This window comes from Paenibacillus sp. cl6col, assembly GCF_900102125.1.
Taxonomy (GTDB): Bacteria; Bacillota; Bacilli; order Paenibacillales; family Paenibacillaceae; genus Paenibacillus_B; species Paenibacillus_B suaedae.
Genome location: NZ_FNAZ01000003.1, coordinates 136,554 through 159,818 on the forward strand (window position 1 = coordinate 136,554; position 23,265 = coordinate 159,818).

Consider the following 23,265-nt stretch of genomic DNA (forward strand, 5'->3'; position numbering starts at 1 on the left):
TGGATGTACCCCCAATATACATAACTTCCTCGATCAAATCCGGTCATCTAGATGACGGTACTGCAACCGATACGTCCCTGAACCGAGCGTCGTTTCATAGTCTTCAACTGGCTCCCAGAGCTGGTTGTCGATTCGCAGTGTCGCAGTCGTATTGGCTGGAATGCTCACTGTCAGTTCGACCATACCATCCTCCAGCTTCCACTCGATTGCAATCTCACCGTATGCTGTTTCCCGCTTCACTCGCAGCCAATCTTGGCCATAACCAAAATGCGGCTGCAAATAGAAATGCTTATACGCAGGCTGCGCCTCATCGATTTCCAGGCCAACGACATAGCGGTACACCCACTCGATAATGGAACCGTAGGCGTAATGGTTGTAGGAATTCATACTGTCATTCCATAACGAGCCATCCTCCTTAATGCCGTCCCAATGCTCCCATATGGTGGTTGCGCCTTTCTTGATCGGATAGAACCATGACGGATAATCCTCTTGGAATAAGAGCTTGCACGCAAGCTCGTGATGTCCCCATTGACTCAAGACGAGGTTCAAGTACGGTGTCCCTAGAAATCCGGTCGTCAAATGTACCTTCTCATGCTTCAACAATTCTACCAAGCGCTTCACAGCGCGTTCCTTCACGCGCTCACCAGCTAGATTGAACATCAACTCCAGCACATGTGCGGTCTGCGTATCAGACGCCAGTCTGCCATTCGGCGTGATGAACTCATCCTGAAGCGCTTGAAGAATATGCCCGTGCAAGCTGCTATAGTACTGAGCATCCTCCACTTCACCCAGAATAACCGCAATCCGCTGCAGCAAGGAGGTCGAATATGCATAGTAAGCTGTCGCGATAAACCATTCCTAACTCAAAGCAAATGGGATTCTCTTTGTTCTCACACCGTACCTTCTTCACTATGAGCATAGTCGTCACCTGATTTCATGGAGTAATAGAAACATAGTACTGCTGCATATTTCCATAAATTATACCTTCAACTCACCATATTTGGAATAACTATTAAAAGAAATCTATTATTATTGAAGGAATGTGCTAGCAACCACCGTCCATCCTTTTCCCATTCCCTAACTTCCAACATGCAGCAAAAAAAGACGCGCCGATGCCCCATGCACAGCTGCGCGTCTTCTCCAACATTTATTTGTATAAGCCATGATCCAGTCGCAGTCCATATCTCACTTCTAATTCCCATTGCTCGATCTCCAACTTATGCTTGCCAATCAATGCAGTTCATCCGCATGATGATCATCTACTTCCCCTGCTTCCGCTGCAGTTAGAACATGCAGTGCATCAGCTGTACGCAAGTCTTCTTCCTCCATGTACCAGGGTGGTTCCACCGCAATTGCAGAGTTCGTCTCGCTTGCGGTTCCATCCCACTCAGACTGAGTACTCGCAGCCTCCTGCTTCGGCATTGATTTCACAGTCCGCTTCGCAAGAAGCTCCTCCTTCACTTCCGATGCCAGCTCTTGATTCCGCACCCACCGTGCAATAATCCCGTTCATCTCACGAGCTTGCTTCGTCGGAATTTGGTGCTTAGCCCCCTTCAGCCAATACAAATGATAATGCGGCAAATATCGCTGCAGCTTGACCGCATAACGATGGAAACCTTTGTCCTTCTCGCCATAAATCAGCAGCATAGGCGCCTGAATGCTCTTCAACTGCTCTGTGCAGCGATGCTTCAATGACGCTTGATAATATTGCTTCCAATTCGATACATCCCCACGCATCGCCGTACGTTTCAAGTTCCGGTATGTCGTCCGGCTGTCCGCATTTCCGAACGAAATAGCCCACGCAAGCAATGACTTGGCCTTCATCGCCGTCAGTGCGATCGCAAGCGCAATTCTTCCTCTTAGCCAGTAATCGCTTGCTTCCGCCATCGTACTCACAAGAATGCCGCCCTTGAATCGATGCGGATGTGATAATAGCGCCTGAAGCGCTACGGCTCCGCCAGTCGAGTATCCACAAATATAGGCCTGCTTAATGCCAAGCTCGTCAAGCAGCTTCACCATATCTTGGACAATGAGCGGATACGTAATGGGTTCCTTGGAAGCATCACTCTCCCCATGGCCGCGAATATCGAAGGTGATGACTTGATGAGTAGACGATAATTGCGCCGCTTGATATCGAAAGTTGGCCGAGGTCAACAGTGGCGGATGAATAAACAATATGGGTGTACCTGTGCCATACGTATGGTAGTGCAGATGAATTCCATTAATAAGCCTCTTGGGCATCAGTCTCACCTCGTAACGAATATAGAGGTAAAGATACCCTTTCTCCGCTCGATCTATGCACATTTGCACGTTTACCCGCTGTTCAATAACACGCTCAAAGCGAGACGACATACACAAATGCACTGCTGGTCTCCCACCCATATTTGTGCATTTTTCTCACGAGACAGTACAGGTGTACAGACTCAATTCCAAGTTCCCCAATATAATGTACCATCTTAACAGAAGGAGTTGTTATTCATGACATGTCCTCGTCCGTTCTGCCCGCCAGCAGAACCAATCGTATGTCCGCCAAGACCAGTAATTCGTGATTTCTTCCATCCTCAAATACTGCCTATCATTCATCCGATCGAAGTGATCAACCGTCATCATTGCTGCCCGATTCCTAAGCATGTATTCACGGTTGTCGAAAGAGAGGAAGTTGTAGGCCCTGTAGAAATCAGAAGCGTGAAAAATGGCAAGCGTACTGTTGGCACTCGCGGCGTTCGTCCAAAAACAAAGCGCAAATAATCGGAATCACCTAACTACCTAACTACGCATCTTCCTATTTGACAGGTTTATTGTCAAAAGAGCCGGTACACGGCTCTTTTTTCTTTGATCCCTTCTGACATGCATAATGACATTGCCCATCGGTACATGCTTTTATCGACGGAGTACTTAGATTGGATTCGGCTGGGATGCTTCAAGCGTCTTGATAAATGTCCTGATCTGGCCGAAATGCATGGCTTCATGACTTAACAAGAAGAAGAACATTTGGCTAGCCTTCGTAAATTGAAGAAAAGGATTGACCAAGTCGAGATCCCAGTTTCCCACAATTCGCTCACCGATCATATGACGCTGTGCCTCCAAATGGGTGATGATCTCCGCCAGAGCAGGAGCATCCCCGTTCCATTGCGAAGGACTTGTTCCATTGGCGAAATAGCCCATATAATGTTCAGGCAAGTGCTTTTCCTTAAAGACATTCTGGAAAATTCCTTGATCCCATGCCACAGCAAGGTGACCCGCATGCCAACGGATAGAGTTATTGCACCCTGCTGGGATCGTATCGACAATTTCCACGTCTACCTTATTCAAAACTTCGATTACCCATCCTCTCCAAGTTTGGAAACTATTTAGCACCTCATGCTCCAAATGAACCGATTCCACTACACTTCACTCCAATCTGAATGAAAGAGTCAACCCTTCTCCTTACATATATCGCTCTTGCCATCAGTTCAATGCCTAAAATTATGAATTTCCAACGAATTCTTTCCTAAGCTTTCCTAAAATCGATCGCCTGTTCCGCCCTTGTGTCTCACATCTGTATATCCAAGCTGTCCTGCGTGAAATTCATTCGCGCAGCACAAAAGCATGGGAGTACGCTTTAATGAATCCTGCTGCATGAAAAAAGAAAGAAGACAGCTGTCATCAGCCGTCTTCCCCCTTGGTACGATCATCGGTTATTTATTCTGCTACTCATGTGAACCTTGTGGTTGACCGACCGCCGTCATGCAGCGGAACACCGCGTGCTGGGAGCACGCGCGGTGCGAAAAGATTCAATACGCTGCACACCATCTGCCGCTACGCATCTGAATCTTTCTCGACGTGGCCGACAAGGCGATCCAATCTTGCAATTTGGAAGCCGTATTCATACATGGCCGCGGCAACAATGGACAACCTTAGCATCTCACTGCCATCTTGGGAACATAGCTTCATCGTGATCTGCATGAACTGCTCATTATCTTCCTCCATCTTATCCAGTTCCAAGCTATTCGGCTTTACCTTGTCTTCGAACTTTAACAGTACATGCTCATGACATTTAATCAGCATTTCCAAGTGTTGATCGAACATTTGATTCGTCTCCGGCTCACGGGCTGCTTGGAAGTAATGTTCATCGATAGCTTCCAGCACCTCAATTCCGCTGCGGAGCGTATGCAGCAGCTGCTTATATACAACCAACTCGCGTGAGCGGCTATACTTCGCTCGCTTCAGCTTCTTCGTCTCTTCTTCGAACAGCTTATACTTATCGGCGAGTACCTTCAATGAATCCACCAGACTTTGCTTCTCTTCCTGGAACACGGATTCCTTCATTTCATCCGAGATGACGGTTCTCAGCAGCAGCGACATTCGACTGAAGCATGATTCAATCAACGTAATGAACTGTGCCTTCGGATTCGGCGGGAAGAACAAAATATTAATAAGACAAGCAGAACCAATCCCGATCAATATCTGCGCGAAGCGAAGCAGGGCGAAATCCCATTGACCTGATGCTTCCATAACGGCAATGACGGTCACGAGCGTCAACCCTACTGTCTCTTCCATTTTCATTTTCAGACAAATCATAATGACCAGTACGCATACAATACCGACGGCTATCGGCTCATGCGAGAAATACATCCCTGCCAATAAGGCGATTGCAGCGCCCAATGTATTCGTCTGGAGCTGTTCAAGAAAATATCTCCATGAACGATAAATCGAAGGCTGCATCGCAAATATCGCGGCAACGGCGGCGATGACCGGGGTTTTGAACTGGAATATTTGACTAATGAACAACGCTAGCGTAACCGCAATCCCTGTCTTCAGCACTCTGGCTCCGAATGCCATCCTCAATCCCTCCATTTCTGCTAGACGGCACTCACACTCCCTTATTGTATACACGAATCCATCCCGCTTCAAGACAAGGTAGACGGCTAATAAAATGGATCACGCCTAAATATTCTGCTCTGTTGTTGTTTCTTCGCCCAGCACCGCAGCGATAGTCGACGCAGCTGCTTCTGCATGCGATAAGGGAAAATGATGCCCGTACGGCAAGCGAACTAGACGCTCATCTCCCTCGAGTAATGCAGGCAGCTGATGCAGCCTCTCCTTCTCCCCCCATACAATTCCTACGAGTGAACTAGCCAGCTTCACCCCATCGTTCAAAATGCTCTGCTCCGATAAGTGATGATATATTGCATGCATAACTGAAGCGTTGGCATTTGCAATCCGCGGGGAACGAAGACCAGCCATTATTCTTGATACATACCATTGTGGTATTGACGACGCCTTCTCGAACACTCCCTCGCGCAGCATTTTCTTTTTCATTAAGGAAGCAGGCATATACTTCAGCATGCTGGCAGTAAGCCTGCGCGAGCGACTCATGAATGAACGTGCAGCGCCACGTGGACGTTCCAGAACAGGCTGCAGCATAATCAATTCCTTCACGCCGTCTCCTAATCGCGCAGCACTTTCATTCGCTACCCACGCCCCGAAGGAATGGCCGATAAGCGACACAGTACCTTGATGCTGGATTGCTTCTACGACACTGTCTACAATTCCAGTTGCTGGATTGCTTCCATTTATCCTTGGCGATCGTCCGAAGCCCGGAAGGTCAGGAACAATAAGGGTCCTTCCTGTTCGCATATGCAGCTCAGCCGCCAGTGGTAACAGATCATCTGCTTGACTTAGCCAGCCGTGCAGCAGCACAATTGGCACTCCGCTCCCTTCCCTAACCCATGCAACCATGGAGCCGAAGCGTCCGTGAACGAAAGATCCCCCGTCAGGCTCCTCGGGAAAGGTAAGCCGGTAATCAATATCTGCAATGACGAACGGAAGGATCTCCTTGCAACAGAGAGGATCATGATACAAAGTTCGACTCAACAGCTGCTTCGCTGAAGCATTATCGAAATGTCTGTCCGTTACGAACGCTAATGATTGGGACGGAATGCCCGTCAACTTCTCCCCGCCAAATCTCATCACAGATGACAGCAATCGCAATGGCACGGATACAGCTGGTGCTCCTACATGCAGCTGCTGGGCAATTTCACCGAGCAGTTCCTTCATATTTGGCTGATTGGACTTATCACCAACTAAATTGATTGTAACAGGCTCACGAGTTGTGTATTCCTTCTCCCTAGCAAGTAATACGATGGATTTTGCGACATCATCATTCGTCACCAATGGAAGCCAATATCGATCCCCACCAGGAATGACAGGCATCTTCCTGCTGCGTACCGCCTTCACCAACAGCCCAAGCCCCTCCAGTTGCGGCGTACTTCCAGTTGGCCTAGCACCAATAACGGTGCTAGGATTGACAACAGATAGCGAATAGCCAACTCGAGCAGCCTCTTGACGAATCCACAGATCCGCCGTGAACTTCATACGTTCGTAAGGGGCAGCATCGGGCGGCACGAACCGACTCACATCATCAATGGAAAGCCCGCTAACATTCGTGTCTTGTTGAAAGGGGCTCATATAGCCAACTACATGAATGAAGCGTCGAAGTCCCTTGCTACCATGAATCTCTTCCGCTAACCGACTTATTGCCTGAGCACCGTGAAGAAAGGTTCGCTCTGCTGTTGAACTTGATTGCGTAATCTGCATCGCTCCACCGGCATGGATCAATACATCAGATTGCCTCGCTAATTGCCAATCCTCCTTCTTCAATCCCAGAAATTCCTGCTCCAAATCCCCCTCGATGAACACAATACGGCTTCTTACCGATTCTGAGTACTGCTGGAACACCTTTTCTGCTCGTGTCGCGGAACGTACGAGAAGAAGCAGCCTTTCATCACCATCCTTCAACTGCCGGATTACCTCTCTCCCAATAAACCCCGTTGCCCCAGTAATCAAGATCGTTTCCTTGTTGTACAGCATGTTATTGCCCCCTCTGATATTAGTACTACTCAGTTCTAATTCACGTCAAAAAAAAGCCTCGCCTCAGCGAAGCAGTTGAAAAAAATGTGCAACCGTATGCCGGACACGCGGCAGGCTTGGTTCTGTATCACCTAGCAGCAGTGCCCCTTCTATCGCGGACAGCAGTACAACTGCCAATCCATACGGATGATGATGGCTTGCAATCTCTCCGCTTGCTCTTGCCTGCTCGAACATCCGCTCGAACAAAGGCAGCTGCTGAGCGAAGAATTGTCCGATCTGCTGACGAACCTGAACCGCATCAAGCGGGCTCTGCATGAATAACGACATGAAGGGGCATCCCACTTGAACATCACACTGCTCATGCTGCTGCGCAGCAGCATCCACAAATGCCAGCACCCTCTCTTCTACGGTTAGATCGCTTCGTTCAAGCAGGCTTTCTAGCAACTGTTCATATTGTCCCATCCAATAGACGAGTACTGAACCAAGTAGTTCCTCTTTGCTTTTGAAATGGTAGTAGATGTTCGACTTAGACACATTGCTCGCATGCATAATCTCATCCATGCTCGTATAGGCATACCCTTGGCGCAAAAATAGCGTTGCAGCCGTGCCAATGACTCGATCTCGATTCGATAATGGTGGTATTCGTTTACTCTCATTCATAATTAGTACTATACAGTACTAAATCAATATTTACAACCTCTATTCACTGTTTTTATCCCTCCATACACTTAGCCCTTGCTTCGATAGCAAGGGCTAAGTGTGATTGTTCACGGATGCATACAGCTGATAAAGTGCAAGAGGACTTATGTAACCATCAGCGTAATAACTAATAATTCATACAGCACCAGCGGCAAGATGACGTTATTGTACATGTAAGCATTGTATAATCCCCGCTGCATAACCGGCTGCTGCGTCTGTACGTACACAATTCCCCGATCCACATTTACAATAACACCATCACAGATAAATCCGTCTATTGTCTGAATACGGACGGGTCGATTCATATACGAATGGCATATATGATGCAACTTTTCACGAGTATCTCGCAAGCACTGCAAGTGAGCGCCATCCGCTTGATATATAACTTGCGGCTCGGTTTGAGATGGAAGCGACTGATCGGATGATGGCTTCGAAGCATTCATAGCATACGACCTCCATTCTGTTCGAATGTCACACACTTCCACCTTATGTCTCATACCGTCCGATCATGACCGATTTGCATACATTCTCACGGTATGAACCGCCTGCTCCATCGTTACCAGAGCTGATGTGCTGGCGTCTGGATGTACAAGTTCTACCTTCCCTTCAGCAATATGCTTGCCGATAACGATACGCATTGGACAGCCAATTAGATCCGCATCGGCCAGTTTCACGCCGAACCGCTCATCGCGATCATCCCACAGCACAGTCGCACCGAAGCTGCTCATATCCTCAGCCAATCTCGATGCTGCTTCAGCTTGTGCTGCATCCTTCATCGATACTGGAATGATATGCACCAAGTAAGGTGCGACAGACAACGGCCAGCGCAGCCCTCGTTCATGCTGCATCTGCTCCACCATTGCGCTCATCATGCGGGATACGCCAATACCATAGCATCCCATCAGAAGCGTCTGCATTTGACCCGACTTGTTCATCACCTGTACGCCCAGCTTATCCGTATACTTCGTTCCAAGCTCGAAGACATGTCCTAGCTCAATTCCAAGATGGAACGACAGTGCATGACCACAATGTACGCATCGTTCTCCCTCCACGACATTCCGATAATCGCCTACCATAGTGAGTTCATAATCTCTCCCAGCCATCACATGCATCAGATGGTAATCCTGCTCATTCGCTCCCACAATCGCGTCTTCCACATGAGCCGCATCCTTATCGACTATGCACTTGATCTTCAATCCAACTGGCCCTGCAAATCCTGTGGGAGCGCCTGTTACTCGCATTACCGTCTCGGCATCGGCGAGTTCCAGCTGATTGGCTGTCAATGCTCGCATGACTTTCGTATCATTTACTTCATGATCCCCGCGAACGAGCACTGCAACTGGCTCACCATCTGCCACATATAACAATGTCTTTATCGTTTGGGACGGTTCCACTTGCAAATAGGCTGTCAACTCATCAATTGTCTTCACCCCAGGGGTATGGATACGTGCAGGCATATTTGCTGTCGATGCCTCTCCTGTTAAACGTGCTTCCTCAATTTGGACAGCCTTCGTGTCGACATCCTTCGTATGTCCAGCTTCGAGCGAATCGGGAAGCGCTTCGGTATTCACCGCAGATGCAGATGCAGAGTCAGACTGACTTACAGCCTTCTCAAGGTTCGCGGCGTATCCGCAATGCCCACAAGACACAATCGTATCTTCACCAATGCTGGTCAGTGCCATAAATTCATGTGTTCGTCCGCTTCCGCCAATCGCGCCAGCATCTGCCTCCACTGCACAATACGTTAGATTCAGACGCTGCATCACCCGATGGTATGCGTCAACCATTCGATCATATTGAGCTTGAAGCGACTCTGCATCCAGATGGAAGGAGTAAGCATCCTTCATGATGAATTCCCTGCATCGCAATAATCCATGTCTAGGCCGTCGTTCGTCACGATATTTCGTCTGAATTTGATACAGTGTAAGCGGCAGCCTCTTATACGAATTGACTTCATCTCGCACCAGTGCCGTAACGACTTCTTCATGTGTCGGGCCGAGTACGAACTCCCGTTCATGGCGATCACACAGCCGCATTAGCTCTTCACCATATACCTCATACCGTTCCGATTGCCGCCACAGGTCTGCAGGCTGCATCGCTGGCATGAGCATCTCCTGAGCACCTGCCCGCTCCATCTCTTCTCGAATCAGCTCCTGTAAATTCCGAAGCACTTTCCAGCCAAGCGGCAAATACGAGTATACGCCCGCCGCAACTTGCCGCATGTAACCGCCTCTCAGCAGCAGCCGATGACTGGCAGTCTCCGCATCTGAAGGCATATCCCGCATCGTAGATAGGAACAATTCACTCTGTTTCATCTCAATCCCCCTCTTCTTCTCTCCATAATAAAAACAACGCACCCATCCCATAAGGGACGAATGCGTTGTCGTGGTACCACCCTAATTCAGCAGTCGGCATATACCGACAGCTCTCACATGTTCCATAACGGGCTTGCGCCCGGCAGATCGAATCTGCAGCTGCAAAGTAGGAAGAATGAAGCTGCAAGGGAATCATTGCACCAAGTTGACTCCTCTCTGTACATGCATCTCGTTCACTCTCATGTCTTTGGTCGTCGCTTTTCGTGGTTATATTTTCTAAATAAATTACACGTTCTGCTGCTCGGTGTCAAGTATCTCATCCAACGATACCCGATTACCGCATCACCCAGTAGCCCAACTTCAACAATAAACCCAGTACCAATAACGCGATACCGACTCCCCGCTTCTCTTTGTCGTTGTTGAAGGCATATACGCCTCCCACTAAGATTCCGACAATTGGGTAAATAGCGGTGGCTATGATTACGATCAAGAGTGAAGTGCAGCCTATATTGCGCTCTGACGCTTGCTCTTCGCTAGGTCGATCATCTGACTTCTCACTGGCAATCTGATTCGAAATCATGGAACCACAATTTTTACACTCCGTGGAGCCTTGCTCTACATTTCCATTACACTCAGAGCATGTAAGCTCCACTTGCTTCACAGCCAAGATGCCGTTGTATTGCTTATCTTCCTCTGGCGTTCCCTGTAAGGAGGCGTCCTTCAGGGAGTGACTGCAGACGATGCATACCGATGCGGACTTTTCGTTCGAATACCCACAGTTGCTGCATATTTGGATCGCCATGCGCGATGCACTCCTTCCGTTACCCAGCCAAATCTTGAATACGCACTGATTCCGTTGTAAAGCAATTGCAAATTGACACAATCCGTTCCGAATAACCTGTACGCGCCTTTAGCGGCTAGGCTACTGCTACAGCTACAGCTGCATGAACGCTGGGAAATGCTCCTGCAAGCCCTGCTTCAGTACATCAATAGGCTGCATGCCAATATCCGCTAAATTACTCAAGGCAATAAGCACCGAATCCGACTTCGCATCCCGAATCATCGTACAGCTGTAGCCCGATAATCCCCCATTATGATACGAGATATGCGGTCGATCTGGATATACGACCCATCCGTAGCCATAACTGCGTTCCTCATCAATTCGAGCTTGCGGCGTGAAGATCGCATCGATTGACTCCGCACTCGCCACTTCGCCTGAGCGAAGGGCACGATCCCAGCGGAACAGGTCTTCGGTAGTGGAGAAGACAATGCTTCCTGCACTGTTATGGCTTGGTATATCTTCCTTCCAAGCGAGTTCTCCCCCTCTATAGCCGATCCCCATGTTCGGCTCACTGCGAAGTATATCCATACGTCCACCTGTTCTTGTCATACCGAATGGCTCGAAGAATTCCTTCTCGATATACGCTTCATACGGTTGATCCGACAGTCTCTCTACAATCAGTCCAAGCAGTGCATAACCGAAGTTGCTATAGCGATACGCCCCTTTTGCTCCGGATGGCGTGACGGTATCGAGCGCCAGCGTATGCAATGGCCTTAGATCCTCATGTACATTCCAATCAATTAGCGCATCTTCGTCCAATCCAGAGGAGTGAGTGAGCAGCTCATGGAGCGTAACATCCGCAAGCCCTGTGCACTCAGGTACATACTTCGCAAGCTTATCTTCTACACGAAGCAGCCCTTGCTCCTGCAGCTTCATAATGGCTGTTGCCGTAAATTGCTTGGCAATTGATGCAATTTTGAATACTGTATCCTTATTAATGGGCTGCCTCTCTTCCACGTTCGCTAGGCCGTACCCTTTACTTATGACAATCTCACCCTGTGACGCCAGCAAGATCGATCCGTTATATCCCTGCTTCTCTAACAATTGATCCACCCAAGCTGCCAACTCCATAACGGTCTTATCCCCTTCCCATGTTCTTCACAGCTTGCTGCTCTGAAGCCTAACTCTACTAGTGAGTACTACGTCATTACTGACTTCGATATCTACGGCGGGGTTTCCTTCATTTTCTAATCAAAGTCACAAAAACGCCTCCCATGGTGATAGTGGGAGGCGCTTTATAAAATTAATTATGGTATGGAGTTGTTCCTCATTTGTCACGGATCACGATCTGACTATTCCATTTGCACAAATGCCTCAACGATGCCCTGTCAGCTTCAGCATCAAGAAACAAGCTTCAGCCCAATTGCTGCTCCGAGTACCAAGGAGATGAATAAGATTCTCTTCCAATCGCGGGACTCCCCGTAGAAGAGCATCCCGAGGATGGCACCCCCAGATGCGCCAATTCCCGTCCATATCGCATAAGCCGTCCCCATCGGGAGCGACTTCATCGCAATAGACAGACAAATGAAGCTAGCGCTGAATGCTGTCGACATAAAGACGAAGGATTGCCAGTTGCGATCCTTGTTCAACTTACTAATCATCGCCACACCAAGCATTTCACATAATCCTGCTGCAATGAGACTTATCCAAGCCATTAGGATTCAGCTCCCTTCGCTTCGTTCTCAGTCGTCACCAGCTTTAATCCCATCACACCTGCTAGCATCACAAGGATAAGCAGCACTTTGATCATCTTGAATGGTTCTCCAAAGAAAGCCATCTCTGCGAAGACAGTTCCTGCAGTTCCAAGTCCAACGAATACGGCATATACCGTCCCTACAGGGAGCTTCTTGCCTGCCATAATCATCACATAGAAGCTGACAATAATTGAAATGGCCGTACCTCCCCATTCCCATACATTGTTCGCGTGCTTCAATCCGATCACCCAGAAGACCTCAAAGAAGGCGGCGATAAATACGTAGATCCAATGCTTATTCATTTGCTGCTCTCTCCCTTCCTTGCTATCTCTATAACGAGCACGATTCCATGCACTGCATCCCACAGATGCAGCTTACACCATTCTTATTTTTTCTATATTTCTTCTCAAACAAGAGATTCATTGTTCATACCACTTCACGAACTAGTCTCGTGTCAGGCTGCGCCAATATATGCGCCATGAAGCATCGAAGCGGCGTCGGAATCTGTCCGGGCCACCAAGCAGCATTTCAACGAGAATGCCATCAACAAGACACATATAAGAAGCGGTCATCATCTCCATATCCAGTTGATCAATCTCCGCTCGCTCCACTCCTAGCTTGAACACGGCCATAAGCTCCCGTTCCATCTGATCCAGATGGGCGTTGACCAGTTCCATAACTCGCTCCTGCATGATAACAGGCGGAAAGAACATCACCCGCAGCAAGAATTTCAATTGATTGCTCGTTTCATAGCGTGCCTCATACTGTTGAATCAATCCGTACAGCACATCCTTAATCGGATGCTCACGGTGAGTCTGAATGTACCGCTGCAAGTGTCCCATTTCCTCTTGTACTGCACGGCGGATTACGCTAACAAACAGATCATCTTTATTTTTGAAATGAGCGTAAATAGATGGTGTCTTGATGCCTACCTGTTCCGCGATATTCGCAAGGGAAGCCCCTTCATATCCGTGCTCTGCAAAATGATTCAACGCGACCTCAATAATTCGGTTAGCTGTCATTCTACTCATCTCCTTCAGGCTAACTAATATTCGTTAGGTAATGCACGCAGCGTTCCCGCATGCCATTACGACGACACATTTTTATCCTAACTAATATTCGTTAGGTACATCTTTTCACATCTCATCTCTTTTGTCAATCACGAGTTCGATAGTTAAATATCCTTTTATTTATTTTAAATACGATACATCTTCTCTAACCAGAGCTTCACAAGACTTATCGAGAAAAGGATAAAGCATCTCTTCCTAGAAATGAAGAACAGAAAGTTCAAACATTTATCCTAATGACATCCAAAAGTGCGAAGCAAAACCTGATCCCATTTTCCGATAAAAAGGGACTGAACGCTATATAGGATACAACAGCAGCCATTGAACAGATGAACCTCCCGCTTATCACTCCGGAATTTGGCAAAATGGCGATAATGACAGTAGCATCAAGCCTAATCTGTAAGTGACCTGTAAATGATCTGTACGTGACCTGTACATGACCCCTGTATGTGACCTGTGCGTGAGCCGGGAGACGATATCTCCGCGGCTCTTCTGTCGTCTACAGATAGACAGGATCAGATTGCGAGTACAAACCAACCCACCACCCCTACGAAATTCATGTCTTACATACGCATAATCAATGAAGTGATACAGATGATGCGAGTCTCTTTTTCACAACTCACATCGATATAACGCCCTACATATGTTCTGGCGCTTCAATGCCAAGCAGGTTCAGCCCCGCTTCAAGCACATATGCCACCGCTGCGACGATACGCAATTTGTGGTGGCGCTCGATCTCATTCTCCACGAGAATCTGCTCCTGATGGTAATAACGGTTGAACTGCTTGGCTGCATCAAGCAAATACCTAGCGAAGATGGACGGCTCATTGCTGGCCACCGCCATCTGAAGAGCACGCTCATACTTGCTGAGAGACTTCAAGCAGATCCATGCTTCTTGACTTACTCCTCCTGTCGCAATTGATTTCTTTCCCAACTGCTCACCTTGCCTCTCGGCTGGATCCTTGCCAAGCGTCGCGGAATCCGCTGGACAATCAGAGTATGACGTCCATCCCCCTTTGACGAGCAAGCTCTTTGCTCTGACGAGTGTGAACTGTACATAAGGGCCGGTTTCGCCCTCATAGCGCAGCGCATCCTCCAAGTTGAAGTCAACAGACAACATACGACTGCTCTTCAGGTCACCGAAGATGATCGCACCAATCCCAACCTTCGATGCCACCTTGCCTTTCTCTTTCAGAGATGGATTCTTGTCTTCGATAATTTGCAGCGCGCGATTTTCTGCCTCATTCAATACCTCATCAAGGAAGATAACCTTGCCCTTGCGCGTAGACATCTTCTTCCCTTCAAATGTCATTAAACCGAACGGAACATGAGTACATTCCTGTGCCCACTCATATCCCATCTTGCCAAGCACGGCGAATACCTGCTGAAAGTGCAGCTGCTGCTCCGCGCCAACCACATAAATCAGCTTGTCAGCCTTCATGACTTCCTTACGATAGATCGCCGTTGCCAAATCACGTGTCGGGTAAATCGTTGTTCCGTTTGATTTCAATATCAAGCATGGCGGCATACCCTCATCATCCAAACGAACGACCATCGCCCCATCACTTTCTTCGAGCAATTGAAGCTTCTGCAAATGAGCGACGACCGCATCCATCTTGTCATTGTAGAAGCTCTCGCCAAGAACGTGGTCAAAGTGAACGCCGAGTCGTTCGTACATGCGGTTGAATTCGACCATACTTGCGTTAACGAAATACGTCCACAGCTGTACGGTCTCTGCATCGCCCGCTTCAAGTTTGCGGAACCATTCGCGCGCCTCGTCTTCCAGCTCCGGCTGCTGAGCCGCCTCCTCGTGGAATCTTACATACAGCTTCAAGCTCTCACGGATTGGATCTTGGCGCAGCGTATCATCATCCCCCCACAGCTTATAGGCCGTAATCAGCTTGCCGAATTGGGTCCCCCAATCCCCAAGGTGATTCACCTTCAACACTTCGTATCCTGCGGCTTCGTACAGGTAAGCGAGCGCATTTCCAATCATCGTAGAACGCAGATGACCGACACTGAACGGCTTCGCAATATTCGGGGACGACATATCAATAACGACACGCTGCCCCTCTCCGATCGACAACTTGCCGAATAACGGCTCCTGCATGCGAGCAAGACAAGCCTCGCCATAGTAATCTTGATCAAAACATACATTCACATATCCGCCAGAGGCTTCCGCTCGTATCCGAATGTTATCGCTCTCTTGATTGATGCGTTCAGCAAGTTCCACCGCAATCTGCTGCGGAGAACGTCTCCACTGCTTCGCCAATGGGAAGCAAGGGAACGCCAAGTCGCCCAGCTCGCTCTGCGGAGGTACTTCCAAGGCACGTTCGATGTCTGCCCCGTTCATGTTCATTATAGGTTCTAGTACTTGCGCGGCAATTTCTTTTAGCATAAGTTCGTTCTCCTCCTGTTGTTGGTTACGGTTCGCGACACGTCAAAAAGCCCCCGTCTACAAAGAGACGGAGGCTTGAATCCCCGTGGTACCACTCTACTTGACCCTATCCGGAAGCTTGTTGCTCCGAAAAGAGTCCACTCAATAAATAACGGCTGTCGCCGGGCTCCCCTACGTTCCCATATATAAGGCAGTTCACAGAGCCAACTCCCGGGTCCGCTTCCTCTTCATTCCGTATCGGCTTCCACCATCCCGATTCGCTGCAGCACGGATTGTGCAGAGTACTCTCCCGTTCAACGTTGTTGCGTCGATTTTCATTTTACACATTATATCCAGAACAATTAGGAAAAATCAACCTATCACATGCATTATTTCAGAAAAATATTTCTTACTCTGCCGCCATTCGAGTACATAACGTCATGACCAGTAATGATTCACATCAAATTCGAGTCTCATTCTACTACTATCCGGCCAGCATCGATTACCGCATTGTATACTTGCGATCCTCAGTTCCATTCAATTCGACCGCAATATCTAGATAAGATTGCTCAATAAATTGGCATACATCTGGATAGATTAGAGGCTTGCCTGTTATATAGCGGCGATCTGGCGTTCCATGATCACGTATTAACAATTCACTGATCACTCTTGCACTGCCAACACCGGTCTCCACATATTGCTTCACGGCCGCCCGTTCAGCAGCAGTAAGCCCATTCCCAGCATTACTAACTTCTTGAACCACAGCAGCAGGCTCGGGCTCCGTCCACGACCATAAGTCGAACTCCACTAGAATCGGTGCAGGAGCAGGTGCAGGTTCAGGAGCTGCGCTAGGCTCGCTTGTCTTAGGCGAAGGTGAAGCATTCCTCACCACCGGCTTGCGTCGCAGCATATTGATCTGCTTGTCCAACAAGGGCAGTCCAAGCGACAATTGCCGTTGTAGCTGTTCAGGCAAATCTGCCACAGAATAGGCATCTGGTGCAGGTTGCCAATCGTTGGCTATCTTCAACAGGATCTCATCAAGCTCATAATCAATGGCCTCGAATCCCTTCTTAATCGTCGCCACGATTGCAGCATCAATCCCTAAGTGCTCCTTCAAGTGCTCAATGCCGAATTTTTTGATCTCGCCTGTTTTCCGGTTTTTTACCTCATGCTGATATCGAAGAGAACGGCCGCATTCGCATCGCAGCTCTGGACTTATCGTCCCCGCATCTTTATACCCCGTATAAATCCAATCATCTAACAGCGCCTCGATGTCCTCTGGTGCCGCATGTTCTGGAACATGATGCCCCTTCTCCTTCGCCATCGCATTGGCGAACGCCGTGCGGCGAGAGCGAACGAGATAGTGATTCAGGAACTCACGTTGGTTATCATTGAGCTGAGATAACATCTCATCCCGTTCCTGGATAGTTAATATCATATCTTCTCCTCCTCGCGCTTTGCTCCATTACTGTCTATTGTACAGGAAGTAGAGCATGGAAGTGAAGGCATGCCTCACATGAAAAAGCCGCCCTAGCGCAGGCAGTCAATCACTCCCTCGCTGGGCGGCAACCTATGGTAGGCACATCGATAAGAACGGCGATCTCTAGGAAGAGAAGCTAAAAGAAGAATACTTATTCTTCATCAATGGCATTTTACGATCGGATCTGGACTTGCCATTATGAAGCATCAATTCGTTCCTGCGGCGCTTGAAAGCATTTCTTGCATACCTTAATCTGTACGCCATTCCCTCTTGTCCGATTATACAGCAGCTTAATGCGAGTGCTGGCGCAGACCGGACATGTACCTCGGCCACGTGAAGGCAGATTCCATAATGATTTACCGCGTTTGTTCTTCGCCATTCTATCCCCTCATTTCCTGTCAATTCATTCGTTCTCCTACCCTTATGTATGAAGGAGGGGAAATATGACTGTATGATTTAGCTTCATCATTTCCATCAAATCCCACTAACTCACAACACTTGATAAACACATTCCTTCACCGCTTTCGCTTCAACTCATGGTATGATGGAGATAAGTACTTCGGTATGAACATGAAAGAAGAAAAGGAGAATGATAATGGCAATTCGCATTCTTACCGACAGCGCTGTTGACCTCCCTCAATCCGTCATTGACGAGTTGGGGATTACGGTCATGCCGCTAATCGTTACTATAGACAATGAACAATATGAGGACGGAGTAACAATTACGCCGAAAGCCATGCTCGATGGCATGCGCGAAGGCAATGTATATAAGACTTCTCAACTCTCGATGGAGGTACTGCAGACAACCTTCCAATCGATTGCCGAAGCGAACGAGGAAGCTATCTATATTGCGTTCTCGTCGGAACTGTCAGGAACGTATGCCTCTTCCCGCATTATGCATGATATGGTACAAGATGACTTCCCGTCCTTCACTTGCAGTATTATCGATTCCAAATGCGCTTCACTCGGGTTTGGCCTTGTTGTTAGACAGGCTGCGCTCTGGGCGCGTGAGGGATTGCCTAGGGAAGAGATTATTACACGCACACAATCCCTTGCCCGGCAAATGGAGCATGTGTTCACGGTCGATGACCTGCAATATTTGTATCGCGGCGGACGTGTCAGCAAGTCATCAGCCATCATTGGCGGACTGCTCAATATTAAGCCCGTGCTTCATGTTGAGGATGGAAAACTCATTCCCGTCGATAAAGTAAGAGGCAGAAAGAAATCCATTCAGCGTCTTGTCGAACTGATGGAGGAGCGAGCGAATCTCGATGATAAGCAGCAGGTTATCGGCATCGCCCATGGTGATGACGCAGAAGCGATGGAGCAGTTGAAGTCGATGATTACTGAACGCTTCGGGATGACGAACTTCCTGATTAGTTCCATTGGCTGCGCAGTTGGCGCTCATTCAGGCCCAGGAACATTAGCGCTCTTCTTCCCGAATAAATCCTATTCCGTATAAAGGTTTCAGCATGGCTGCCTTGGAATTGAAGATGCAGGAGACGAATTTACTCGCTCCTTGAACAATAAGATGCCCGCACAATCGGCGCTAACCGAATCGTGCGGGCATCTGCTTCTTATGTCAGCTTCTGGACTATTGTTACATCCATTTCGCCAATTGATCCTCTATCGTATCTAATGTTACCTTGGACTTCTGGAATAATGTAGATGGCACGCTCGCGTTATATTTCACGATTTTCTGATTCACATCGGACATCGCAGCCGATACGTCGGCTTGGGGCTGATCCTTGCTCAGCTTCACAATACGCTGCAGTTCATCTCTAATCTCATGCTGAAGCGCAAGCCAGGAAGGGACAACATTCGCGTTGTGCAGCACCCCGTTCAACGGGTCTCCGCCTCGCACCTCTAGCGGCTTGCCCTTGCCAGGCAAATCATCCAATCCGCCCTTCTTCTCATATTGGGTAAAGACATCATCCAACCAATTGCTCATCATTCGTTCAGTTGCTATCGTTTGCGGTGCGTCCTCTACGATTTCCGATTTGATCGGCTTAACTTCTGCTGACTGCTTACTTTCCTTTCGGAACCAACCCATTGCGATCCCCCCAATCACATGAATAACATAATTATCCAATCCCCTTCACAATTTTGTCTAGTATGCACCACCCTTTAAATGTGACAATTTCGTGCGAGTACGGTTTGAGTGGCTTATGTAAAATGCTTGTGATGAATAGCTTAATTGCATGTCTTAATTACATAGCTTTATGAATTGCTTTATTGAATATCATTGTTAATGACCTGCATGAAACCAAAGGCTCGAGCCTTGTGGCGATGATTGAGCACACATACCGCATAGCAAAAAACCCATTGGAATTCATCCAATGGGCCGTCACTATTGGTTATTGTCAGACTAGCTTGTTCAGAGCCTAAGAAGCTACAGAATGTTCAGTTTCTTCCTCGCTCTGCGTTCCATCAGATTGCTGCTTCGTACCGTTGAAGAGCAGGTTCATAACCAGCGCGGTAAAAGTTCCTGCTACGATTCCGTTATCCGTTAAGATTCGAACCGTTGACGGCAGGCTCGCGAACAATTGAGGCACTACCGTTACACCAAGTCCCATCCCTACCGAGCAGGCAATAATGAGCAGATTCTCATGACGATTCATATCTACTTGAGAGCCGAGCATCCGCAGACCGCTCGACACAACCATACCGAACATGGCAACCATGGCGCCGCCGAGCACTGAACTCGGAATCAACGTCGTTAATGCAGCAATTTTCGGTACAAGTCCAAGCAGCATCAGCAATCCGCCCGCTACCACGATCACATCACGTGTTTTCACACGGCTCATTTGGATAAGCCCGACATTTTGCGAATACGTTGTATATGGAAAAGCATTGAAGATACCGCCAATCGTTATGGCTAGACCCTCTGCCCGATAACCACGTGCCAGATCCTTCGAATCCACGTCGCGGTCTATAATTTTGCCTAGAGCCATGAACACGCCTGTAGATTCAGCAATGCCGACCATTGCTACAATAATCATAGTCAGGATAGCCGTCATATTAAATTTCGGAACGCCGAAATAAAATGGCTGTACTGCATGGAACCAGGAAGCCTCCGCTACGGGAGTGAAATCAACCTGACCCATGAGAGCTGCGATCGTTGTGCCAATGACAAGCCCTAATAAGATTGATACCGCACGGATAAATCCAGCGGATAGCTTGTTCATAATAACGATAAATATGAGTACACCGAAGCCAAGCAGCAAGTTCGTTGGACTACCGAAGTCCGGATTGCCTTGGCCTCCTCCTAAATCCGTGAATGCAACAGGAATTAGCGTTACACCGATAATCGTTACTACAGAGCCCGTTACGACAGGCGGAAATAGACGAATTAACTTGCCGAATAAGCCCCCGAACAAGATGACGAATATGCCCATTGCAATGATGGCTCCGTAAATATACGAAATGCCAAAATCCTTCCCGATTGCGATCATTGGCGTGACGGCTTGGAACGCACAGCCTAACACGACAGGCATCCCAATGCCGAACCACCGATTCGCAAATACTTGCAGCAGCGTGGCGATCCCGCACATAAATAAATCAATGGCAACCAAGTACGTAATTTGCTCTTGATTGAATCCTAAATTGCCGCCCACGATGAGCGGAACGATAACCGCTCCGGCATACATAGCGAGCACATGCTGCAAGCCGAGCGAGAAGGTTTGCAGCGGATGCCGATTTTTTACAAAAATACGGTTATCGACTCGGCTCATTGCTGCACCGCTTCCGATGTCGTTTCCGCAGTTTCATCCACGAATGTTACGCCCTCATTTGACAGAGAAGCAATGCGAGCCAAGGATTCAACACGGTATCCTGCATCGAGCAGCATTTGGCGTCCTGGTTGGAACGACTTCTCAATAACGATTCCAAAACCAGCTACACTTGCTCCTACCTGCTCCACAATACGAGCCAGGCCAGAAGCCGCTTCACCATTTGCAAGGAAATCATCAATGATCAGTACACGATCATCAGCGGACAAGAAGCGCTTCGACACCGTTACCTCATTCGTCTCTTGCTTCGTGAAGGAGTATACCTTCTCTACAATAATGTCTTCGCGCAGTGTCAATGACTTCTGCTTGCGAGCGAAGATGAGCGGTACATTCAACTCCAGTGCTGTCATCAAACCTGGGGCGATTCCGGAAGATTCAATGGTAAGTACCTTCGTAATACGTTCACCTGCATAACGACGCACGAATTCTTGACCAATCGCTTGCATAAGCGCTGGATCCATCTGATGATTAAGGAACGAGTCCACCTTCAATACATTGTTGCCGAGCACTAATCCCTCTTGAGTAATCTTATCCTGAAGCTGTTTCATGTCCAGTTCCCCTTTCGACGTATACAGTTGAACGTCTCTCTTCTCTAATACGACAACAACCCGATTCCAATCCCCTCCGCTGCAGGAAGGTGATTGGAATCGGGTTGTACGAAACCTGAATGCTGGTTAGTGCTTGTACGATTCGAATCGTCAGCCTAACAAACATGCAAGCTATCGACTGTGAACCTCGTTTCCCAGCAGAATCACTGAAAGAAACGGCCGCGCTGCAGTATTACGGAATACGGACGTATTCACCCAAATCCACGACATAATGTGCGGCACGCTGGTTCCCCGTAGTCCAATCATTCCGGTGATTGGGTAGAAACATGCAGGCCAATTCCTGCACCTATACGAGAAGACGCTGCTTTATGATTGTAGCGGTAAGTATACCTCATTTTTTTACTGAAAGGAAGTAACAATTTCTGAAAATAACTGTTCCTATCTTCTTAATCAAATAATGTCAGCTGCTCAGCTGGGAGCGGCGGATCTTCCAGTCCAAGCATACGCTTGAACTGCTTCCCATTGTGCGCTGCATCGCCTCCCGAATTATTGTTAAAGATCATCCAGCAGCGGTTCGTATTCATCAAGAGAGATTGGATATGTCCCTTCCACTCTGTAAGCTCTTGCTCATCATAACGGTACAAATAACGAACATCTCGCCAATTCGGCTGACCGCTTGCATTCCAGCCAGATTCATTGCGGCCGTGCATCCGAATCATGGTAGCCTCTGCCTGTGTCGATACAAGTACCGTTGGCACACTTCCTTCACCTGCCTGTGGTTCATCGCAAATACTATGAATCCAGCCTTCCTCGCGCATAAATGCAAGCGTCCGCTCACGCACTGGTTCCACAAACCAGCTCTGATGTCTGAATTCAAGAGCAACAGGCAAGCCCTCCATCCATTCCCGCGTACGCCGTAAGATGTCTACATTTCTGCGGTCGCAATGGAACCAGGGAGGATACTGAAACAGCACTGTTCTAAGCTTGCCCGCTTCTTGAAGCGCCTCGACGGATTGACGGAACACGTGAAACATCTCCTTCGTACTCGTATAAGGATGCTTCCCGCGAGAATGCCCTGTCATCCCCTGATACGCCTTAACGATAAATCCGAAGTGCTCAGGTGTCTGTTCGCACCAACCCAGCATTCGCTCAGGAGAAGGAATAGCATAGAAAGAACTGTCCAATTCCACGATTGAAAAATGCCGTGCATATTCACTTAGCTTCTCAGCAGCTCTTGTCCCCGGCCCATACAGCGCATCCTGATCCCCCCAGCCCGCTAGTCCAACTTCAATCTGATGATGCTCCATCCCCGACTCCTTCCACACCTTGTATTTGCTCTTATGTACACGCCATACTCATGTCTTCTTCATAAACGTCGAACCATCGGACAATATTTCCTTACTCATCATGATACATATCAATTTCAGTTCTGCAACTTATGTACATTACGCCCCTTCGTGCCAAAACAACCTTTTTCTGAAAAATATACTCATAACAAGATAATAAATGTACACGCTATAAGTGAGATAAGCGCTCTCCGCATTCAACATCTTGATCGTTGAATCGTTGCTTCAATAACGATAATTATGCTACTATATATT

22 protein-coding genes, 2 pseudogenes, 1 riboswitch and 1 other annotated feature are annotated in these 23,265 nt (G+C 48.2%); of the genes and pseudogenes, 3 read left to right on the forward strand and 21 right to left on the reverse strand.

Annotated elements, in window-relative coordinates; translation table 11 throughout:
* Positions 1 to 33 precede the first annotated feature (33 nt).
* A pseudogene (locus tag BLS15_RS08575) lies at positions 34 to 852 on the reverse strand (alpha-L-rhamnosidase C-terminal domain-containing protein); the annotation flags it as partial.
* 378 nt (positions 853 to 1,230) lie between these two features.
* Positions 1,231 to 2,241 carry an alpha/beta fold hydrolase gene (locus tag BLS15_RS08585; protein ID WP_090511547.1) on the reverse strand — a complete coding sequence of 337 codons (1,011 nt, stop codon included), beginning with the start codon at positions 2,239 to 2,241 and terminating at the stop codon, positions 1,231 to 1,233.
* A gap of 237 nt (positions 2,242 to 2,478) precedes the next feature.
* On the opposite strand from BLS15_RS08585, the gene BLS15_RS08590 reads away from it, so the two are divergent.
* Positions 2,479 to 2,748, forward strand: a complete 270-nt coding sequence (locus BLS15_RS08590) for a hypothetical protein (protein ID WP_021254928.1) — start codon at positions 2,479 to 2,481, stop codon at positions 2,746 to 2,748.
* Positions 2,749 to 2,895: 147 nt separating this feature from the next.
* Here the strand turns inward: BLS15_RS08590 and BLS15_RS08595 are convergent, their stop codons facing one another.
* The 12 genes from BLS15_RS08595 to BLS15_RS08650 form a co-directional block, all read right to left on the reverse strand.
* Positions 2,896 to 3,384, reverse strand: a complete 489-nt coding sequence (locus BLS15_RS08595) for a DinB family protein (RefSeq protein ID WP_021254929.1) — start codon at positions 3,382 to 3,384, stop codon at positions 2,896 to 2,898.
* 414 nt (positions 3,385 to 3,798) lie between these two features.
* Positions 3,799 to 4,821: an FUSC family protein gene (locus tag BLS15_RS08600; RefSeq protein WP_021254930.1), complete on the reverse strand. Its 1,023-nt coding sequence runs from the start codon at positions 4,819 to 4,821 to the stop codon at positions 3,799 to 3,801.
* 105 nt (positions 4,822 to 4,926) lie between these two features.
* The gene (locus tag BLS15_RS08605) at positions 4,927 to 6,852 is read right to left on the reverse strand and encodes an alpha/beta fold hydrolase (protein WP_090511199.1); all 1,926 of its coding nucleotides are present in this window, start codon (positions 6,850 to 6,852) and stop codon (positions 4,927 to 4,929) included.
* A 63-nt stretch (positions 6,853 to 6,915) separates the two neighbouring features.
* Positions 6,916 to 7,512: a TetR/AcrR family transcriptional regulator gene (locus BLS15_RS08610; protein ID WP_090511204.1), complete on the reverse strand. Its 597-nt coding sequence runs from the start codon at positions 7,510 to 7,512 to the stop codon at positions 6,916 to 6,918.
* 143 nt (positions 7,513 to 7,655) lie between these two features.
* Complete coding sequence (locus BLS15_RS08615; RefSeq protein ID WP_090511209.1) at positions 7,656 to 7,994, reverse strand: acetyl-CoA acetyltransferase; 339 nt, start codon at positions 7,992 to 7,994, stop codon at positions 7,656 to 7,658.
* Positions 7,995 to 8,057: 63 nt separating this feature from the next.
* On the reverse strand, positions 8,058 to 9,866 hold the full coding sequence (locus BLS15_RS08620; RefSeq protein WP_090511213.1) for a proline--tRNA ligase: 1,809 nt from the start codon (positions 9,864 to 9,866) through the stop codon (positions 8,058 to 8,060).
* A 1-nt stretch (position 9,867) separates the two neighbouring features.
* Entirely contained in the window at positions 9,868 to 10,062 is a 195-nt protein-coding gene (locus BLS15_RS08625; protein ID WP_090511218.1) for a hypothetical protein, read from the reverse strand.
* A gap of 138 nt (positions 10,063 to 10,200) precedes the next feature.
* Positions 10,201 to 10,668 carry a zinc ribbon domain-containing protein gene (locus BLS15_RS08630; RefSeq protein ID WP_021254935.1) on the reverse strand — a complete coding sequence of 156 codons (468 nt, stop codon included), beginning with the start codon at positions 10,666 to 10,668 and terminating at the stop codon, positions 10,201 to 10,203.
* Between the two features lie 132 nt (positions 10,669 to 10,800).
* A complete protein-coding gene (locus tag BLS15_RS08635; RefSeq protein ID WP_021254936.1) occupies positions 10,801 to 11,778 on the reverse strand; it encodes a serine hydrolase domain-containing protein in 978 nt (325 codons plus the stop codon).
* A gap of 269 nt (positions 11,779 to 12,047) precedes the next feature.
* Entirely contained in the window at positions 12,048 to 12,362 is a 315-nt protein-coding gene (locus tag BLS15_RS08640) for a DMT family transporter (RefSeq protein ID WP_021254937.1), read from the reverse strand.
* Positions 12,362 to 12,703, reverse strand: a complete 342-nt coding sequence (locus BLS15_RS08645) for a DMT family transporter (RefSeq protein WP_021254938.1) — start codon at positions 12,701 to 12,703, stop codon at positions 12,362 to 12,364. The genes BLS15_RS08640 and BLS15_RS08645 overlap by 1 nt, the downstream gene beginning before the upstream one ends.
* Positions 12,704 to 12,844: 141 nt before the next feature.
* Positions 12,845 to 13,423, reverse strand: a complete 579-nt coding sequence (locus tag BLS15_RS08650) for a TetR/AcrR family transcriptional regulator (RefSeq protein ID WP_021254939.1) — start codon at positions 13,421 to 13,423, stop codon at positions 12,845 to 12,847.
* Between the two features lie 209 nt (positions 13,424 to 13,632).
* On the opposite strand from BLS15_RS08650, the pseudogene BLS15_RS29950 reads away from it, so the two are divergent.
* Positions 13,633 to 13,773: pseudogene (locus tag BLS15_RS29950) on the forward strand (hypothetical protein); the annotation flags it as partial.
* A gap of 332 nt (positions 13,774 to 14,105) precedes the next feature.
* On the opposite strand, the gene argS reads toward BLS15_RS29950, so the two are convergent.
* The 3 genes from argS to BLS15_RS08665 all read right to left on the reverse strand — a co-directional run bounded on the left by argS (position 14,106) and on the right by BLS15_RS08665 (position 17,704).
* The gene (argS, locus tag BLS15_RS08655; protein WP_090511222.1) at positions 14,106 to 15,866 is read right to left on the reverse strand and encodes an arginine--tRNA ligase; all 1,761 of its coding nucleotides are present in this window, start codon (positions 15,864 to 15,866) and stop codon (positions 14,106 to 14,108) included.
* A gap of 60 nt (positions 15,867 to 15,926) precedes the next feature.
* Positions 15,927 to 16,172 (reverse strand) — a binding site (T-box leader).
* 175 nt (positions 16,173 to 16,347) lie between these two features.
* Positions 16,348 to 17,283, reverse strand: a complete 936-nt coding sequence (locus tag BLS15_RS08660) for a DUF3895 domain-containing protein (RefSeq protein ID WP_021256439.1) — start codon at positions 17,281 to 17,283, stop codon at positions 16,348 to 16,350.
* A gap of 238 nt (positions 17,284 to 17,521) precedes the next feature.
* Positions 17,522 to 17,704, reverse strand: coding sequence for a hypothetical protein (locus tag BLS15_RS08665; protein WP_021256440.1), 183 nt, complete (start codon positions 17,702 to 17,704; stop codon positions 17,522 to 17,524).
* A gap of 216 nt (positions 17,705 to 17,920) precedes the next feature.
* On the opposite strand from BLS15_RS08665, the gene BLS15_RS08670 reads away from it, so the two are divergent.
* Positions 17,921 to 18,787, forward strand: a complete 867-nt coding sequence (locus BLS15_RS08670) for a DegV family protein (RefSeq protein ID WP_021256441.1) — start codon at positions 17,921 to 17,923, stop codon at positions 18,785 to 18,787.
* Positions 18,788 to 18,925: 138 nt separating this feature from the next.
* On the opposite strand, the gene BLS15_RS08675 is transcribed toward BLS15_RS08670, so the two are convergent.
* The 4 genes from BLS15_RS08675 to BLS15_RS08690 all read right to left on the reverse strand — a co-directional run bounded on the left by BLS15_RS08675 (position 18,926) and on the right by BLS15_RS08690 (position 22,971).
* Positions 18,926 to 19,378, reverse strand: coding sequence for a DnaJ family domain-containing protein (locus BLS15_RS08675; RefSeq protein WP_021256442.1), 453 nt, complete (start codon positions 19,376 to 19,378; stop codon positions 18,926 to 18,928).
* Positions 19,379 to 19,709: 331 nt separating this feature from the next.
* Complete coding sequence (locus BLS15_RS08680) at positions 19,710 to 21,059, reverse strand: nucleobase:cation symporter-2 family protein (RefSeq protein ID WP_072728716.1); 1,350 nt, start codon at positions 21,057 to 21,059, stop codon at positions 19,710 to 19,712.
* Positions 21,056 to 21,664, reverse strand: a complete 609-nt coding sequence (locus tag BLS15_RS08685; protein ID WP_021256444.1) for a xanthine phosphoribosyltransferase — start codon at positions 21,662 to 21,664, stop codon at positions 21,056 to 21,058. The genes BLS15_RS08680 and BLS15_RS08685 overlap by 4 nt, the downstream gene beginning before the upstream one ends.
* A gap of 274 nt (positions 21,665 to 21,938) precedes the next feature.
* Positions 21,939 to 22,038, reverse strand: a riboswitch (purine riboswitch).
* Between the two features lie 72 nt (positions 22,039 to 22,110).
* Complete coding sequence (locus tag BLS15_RS08690; RefSeq protein ID WP_021256445.1) at positions 22,111 to 22,971, reverse strand: DUF72 domain-containing protein; 861 nt, start codon at positions 22,969 to 22,971, stop codon at positions 22,111 to 22,113.
* Positions 22,972 to 23,265 lie beyond the last annotated feature (294 nt).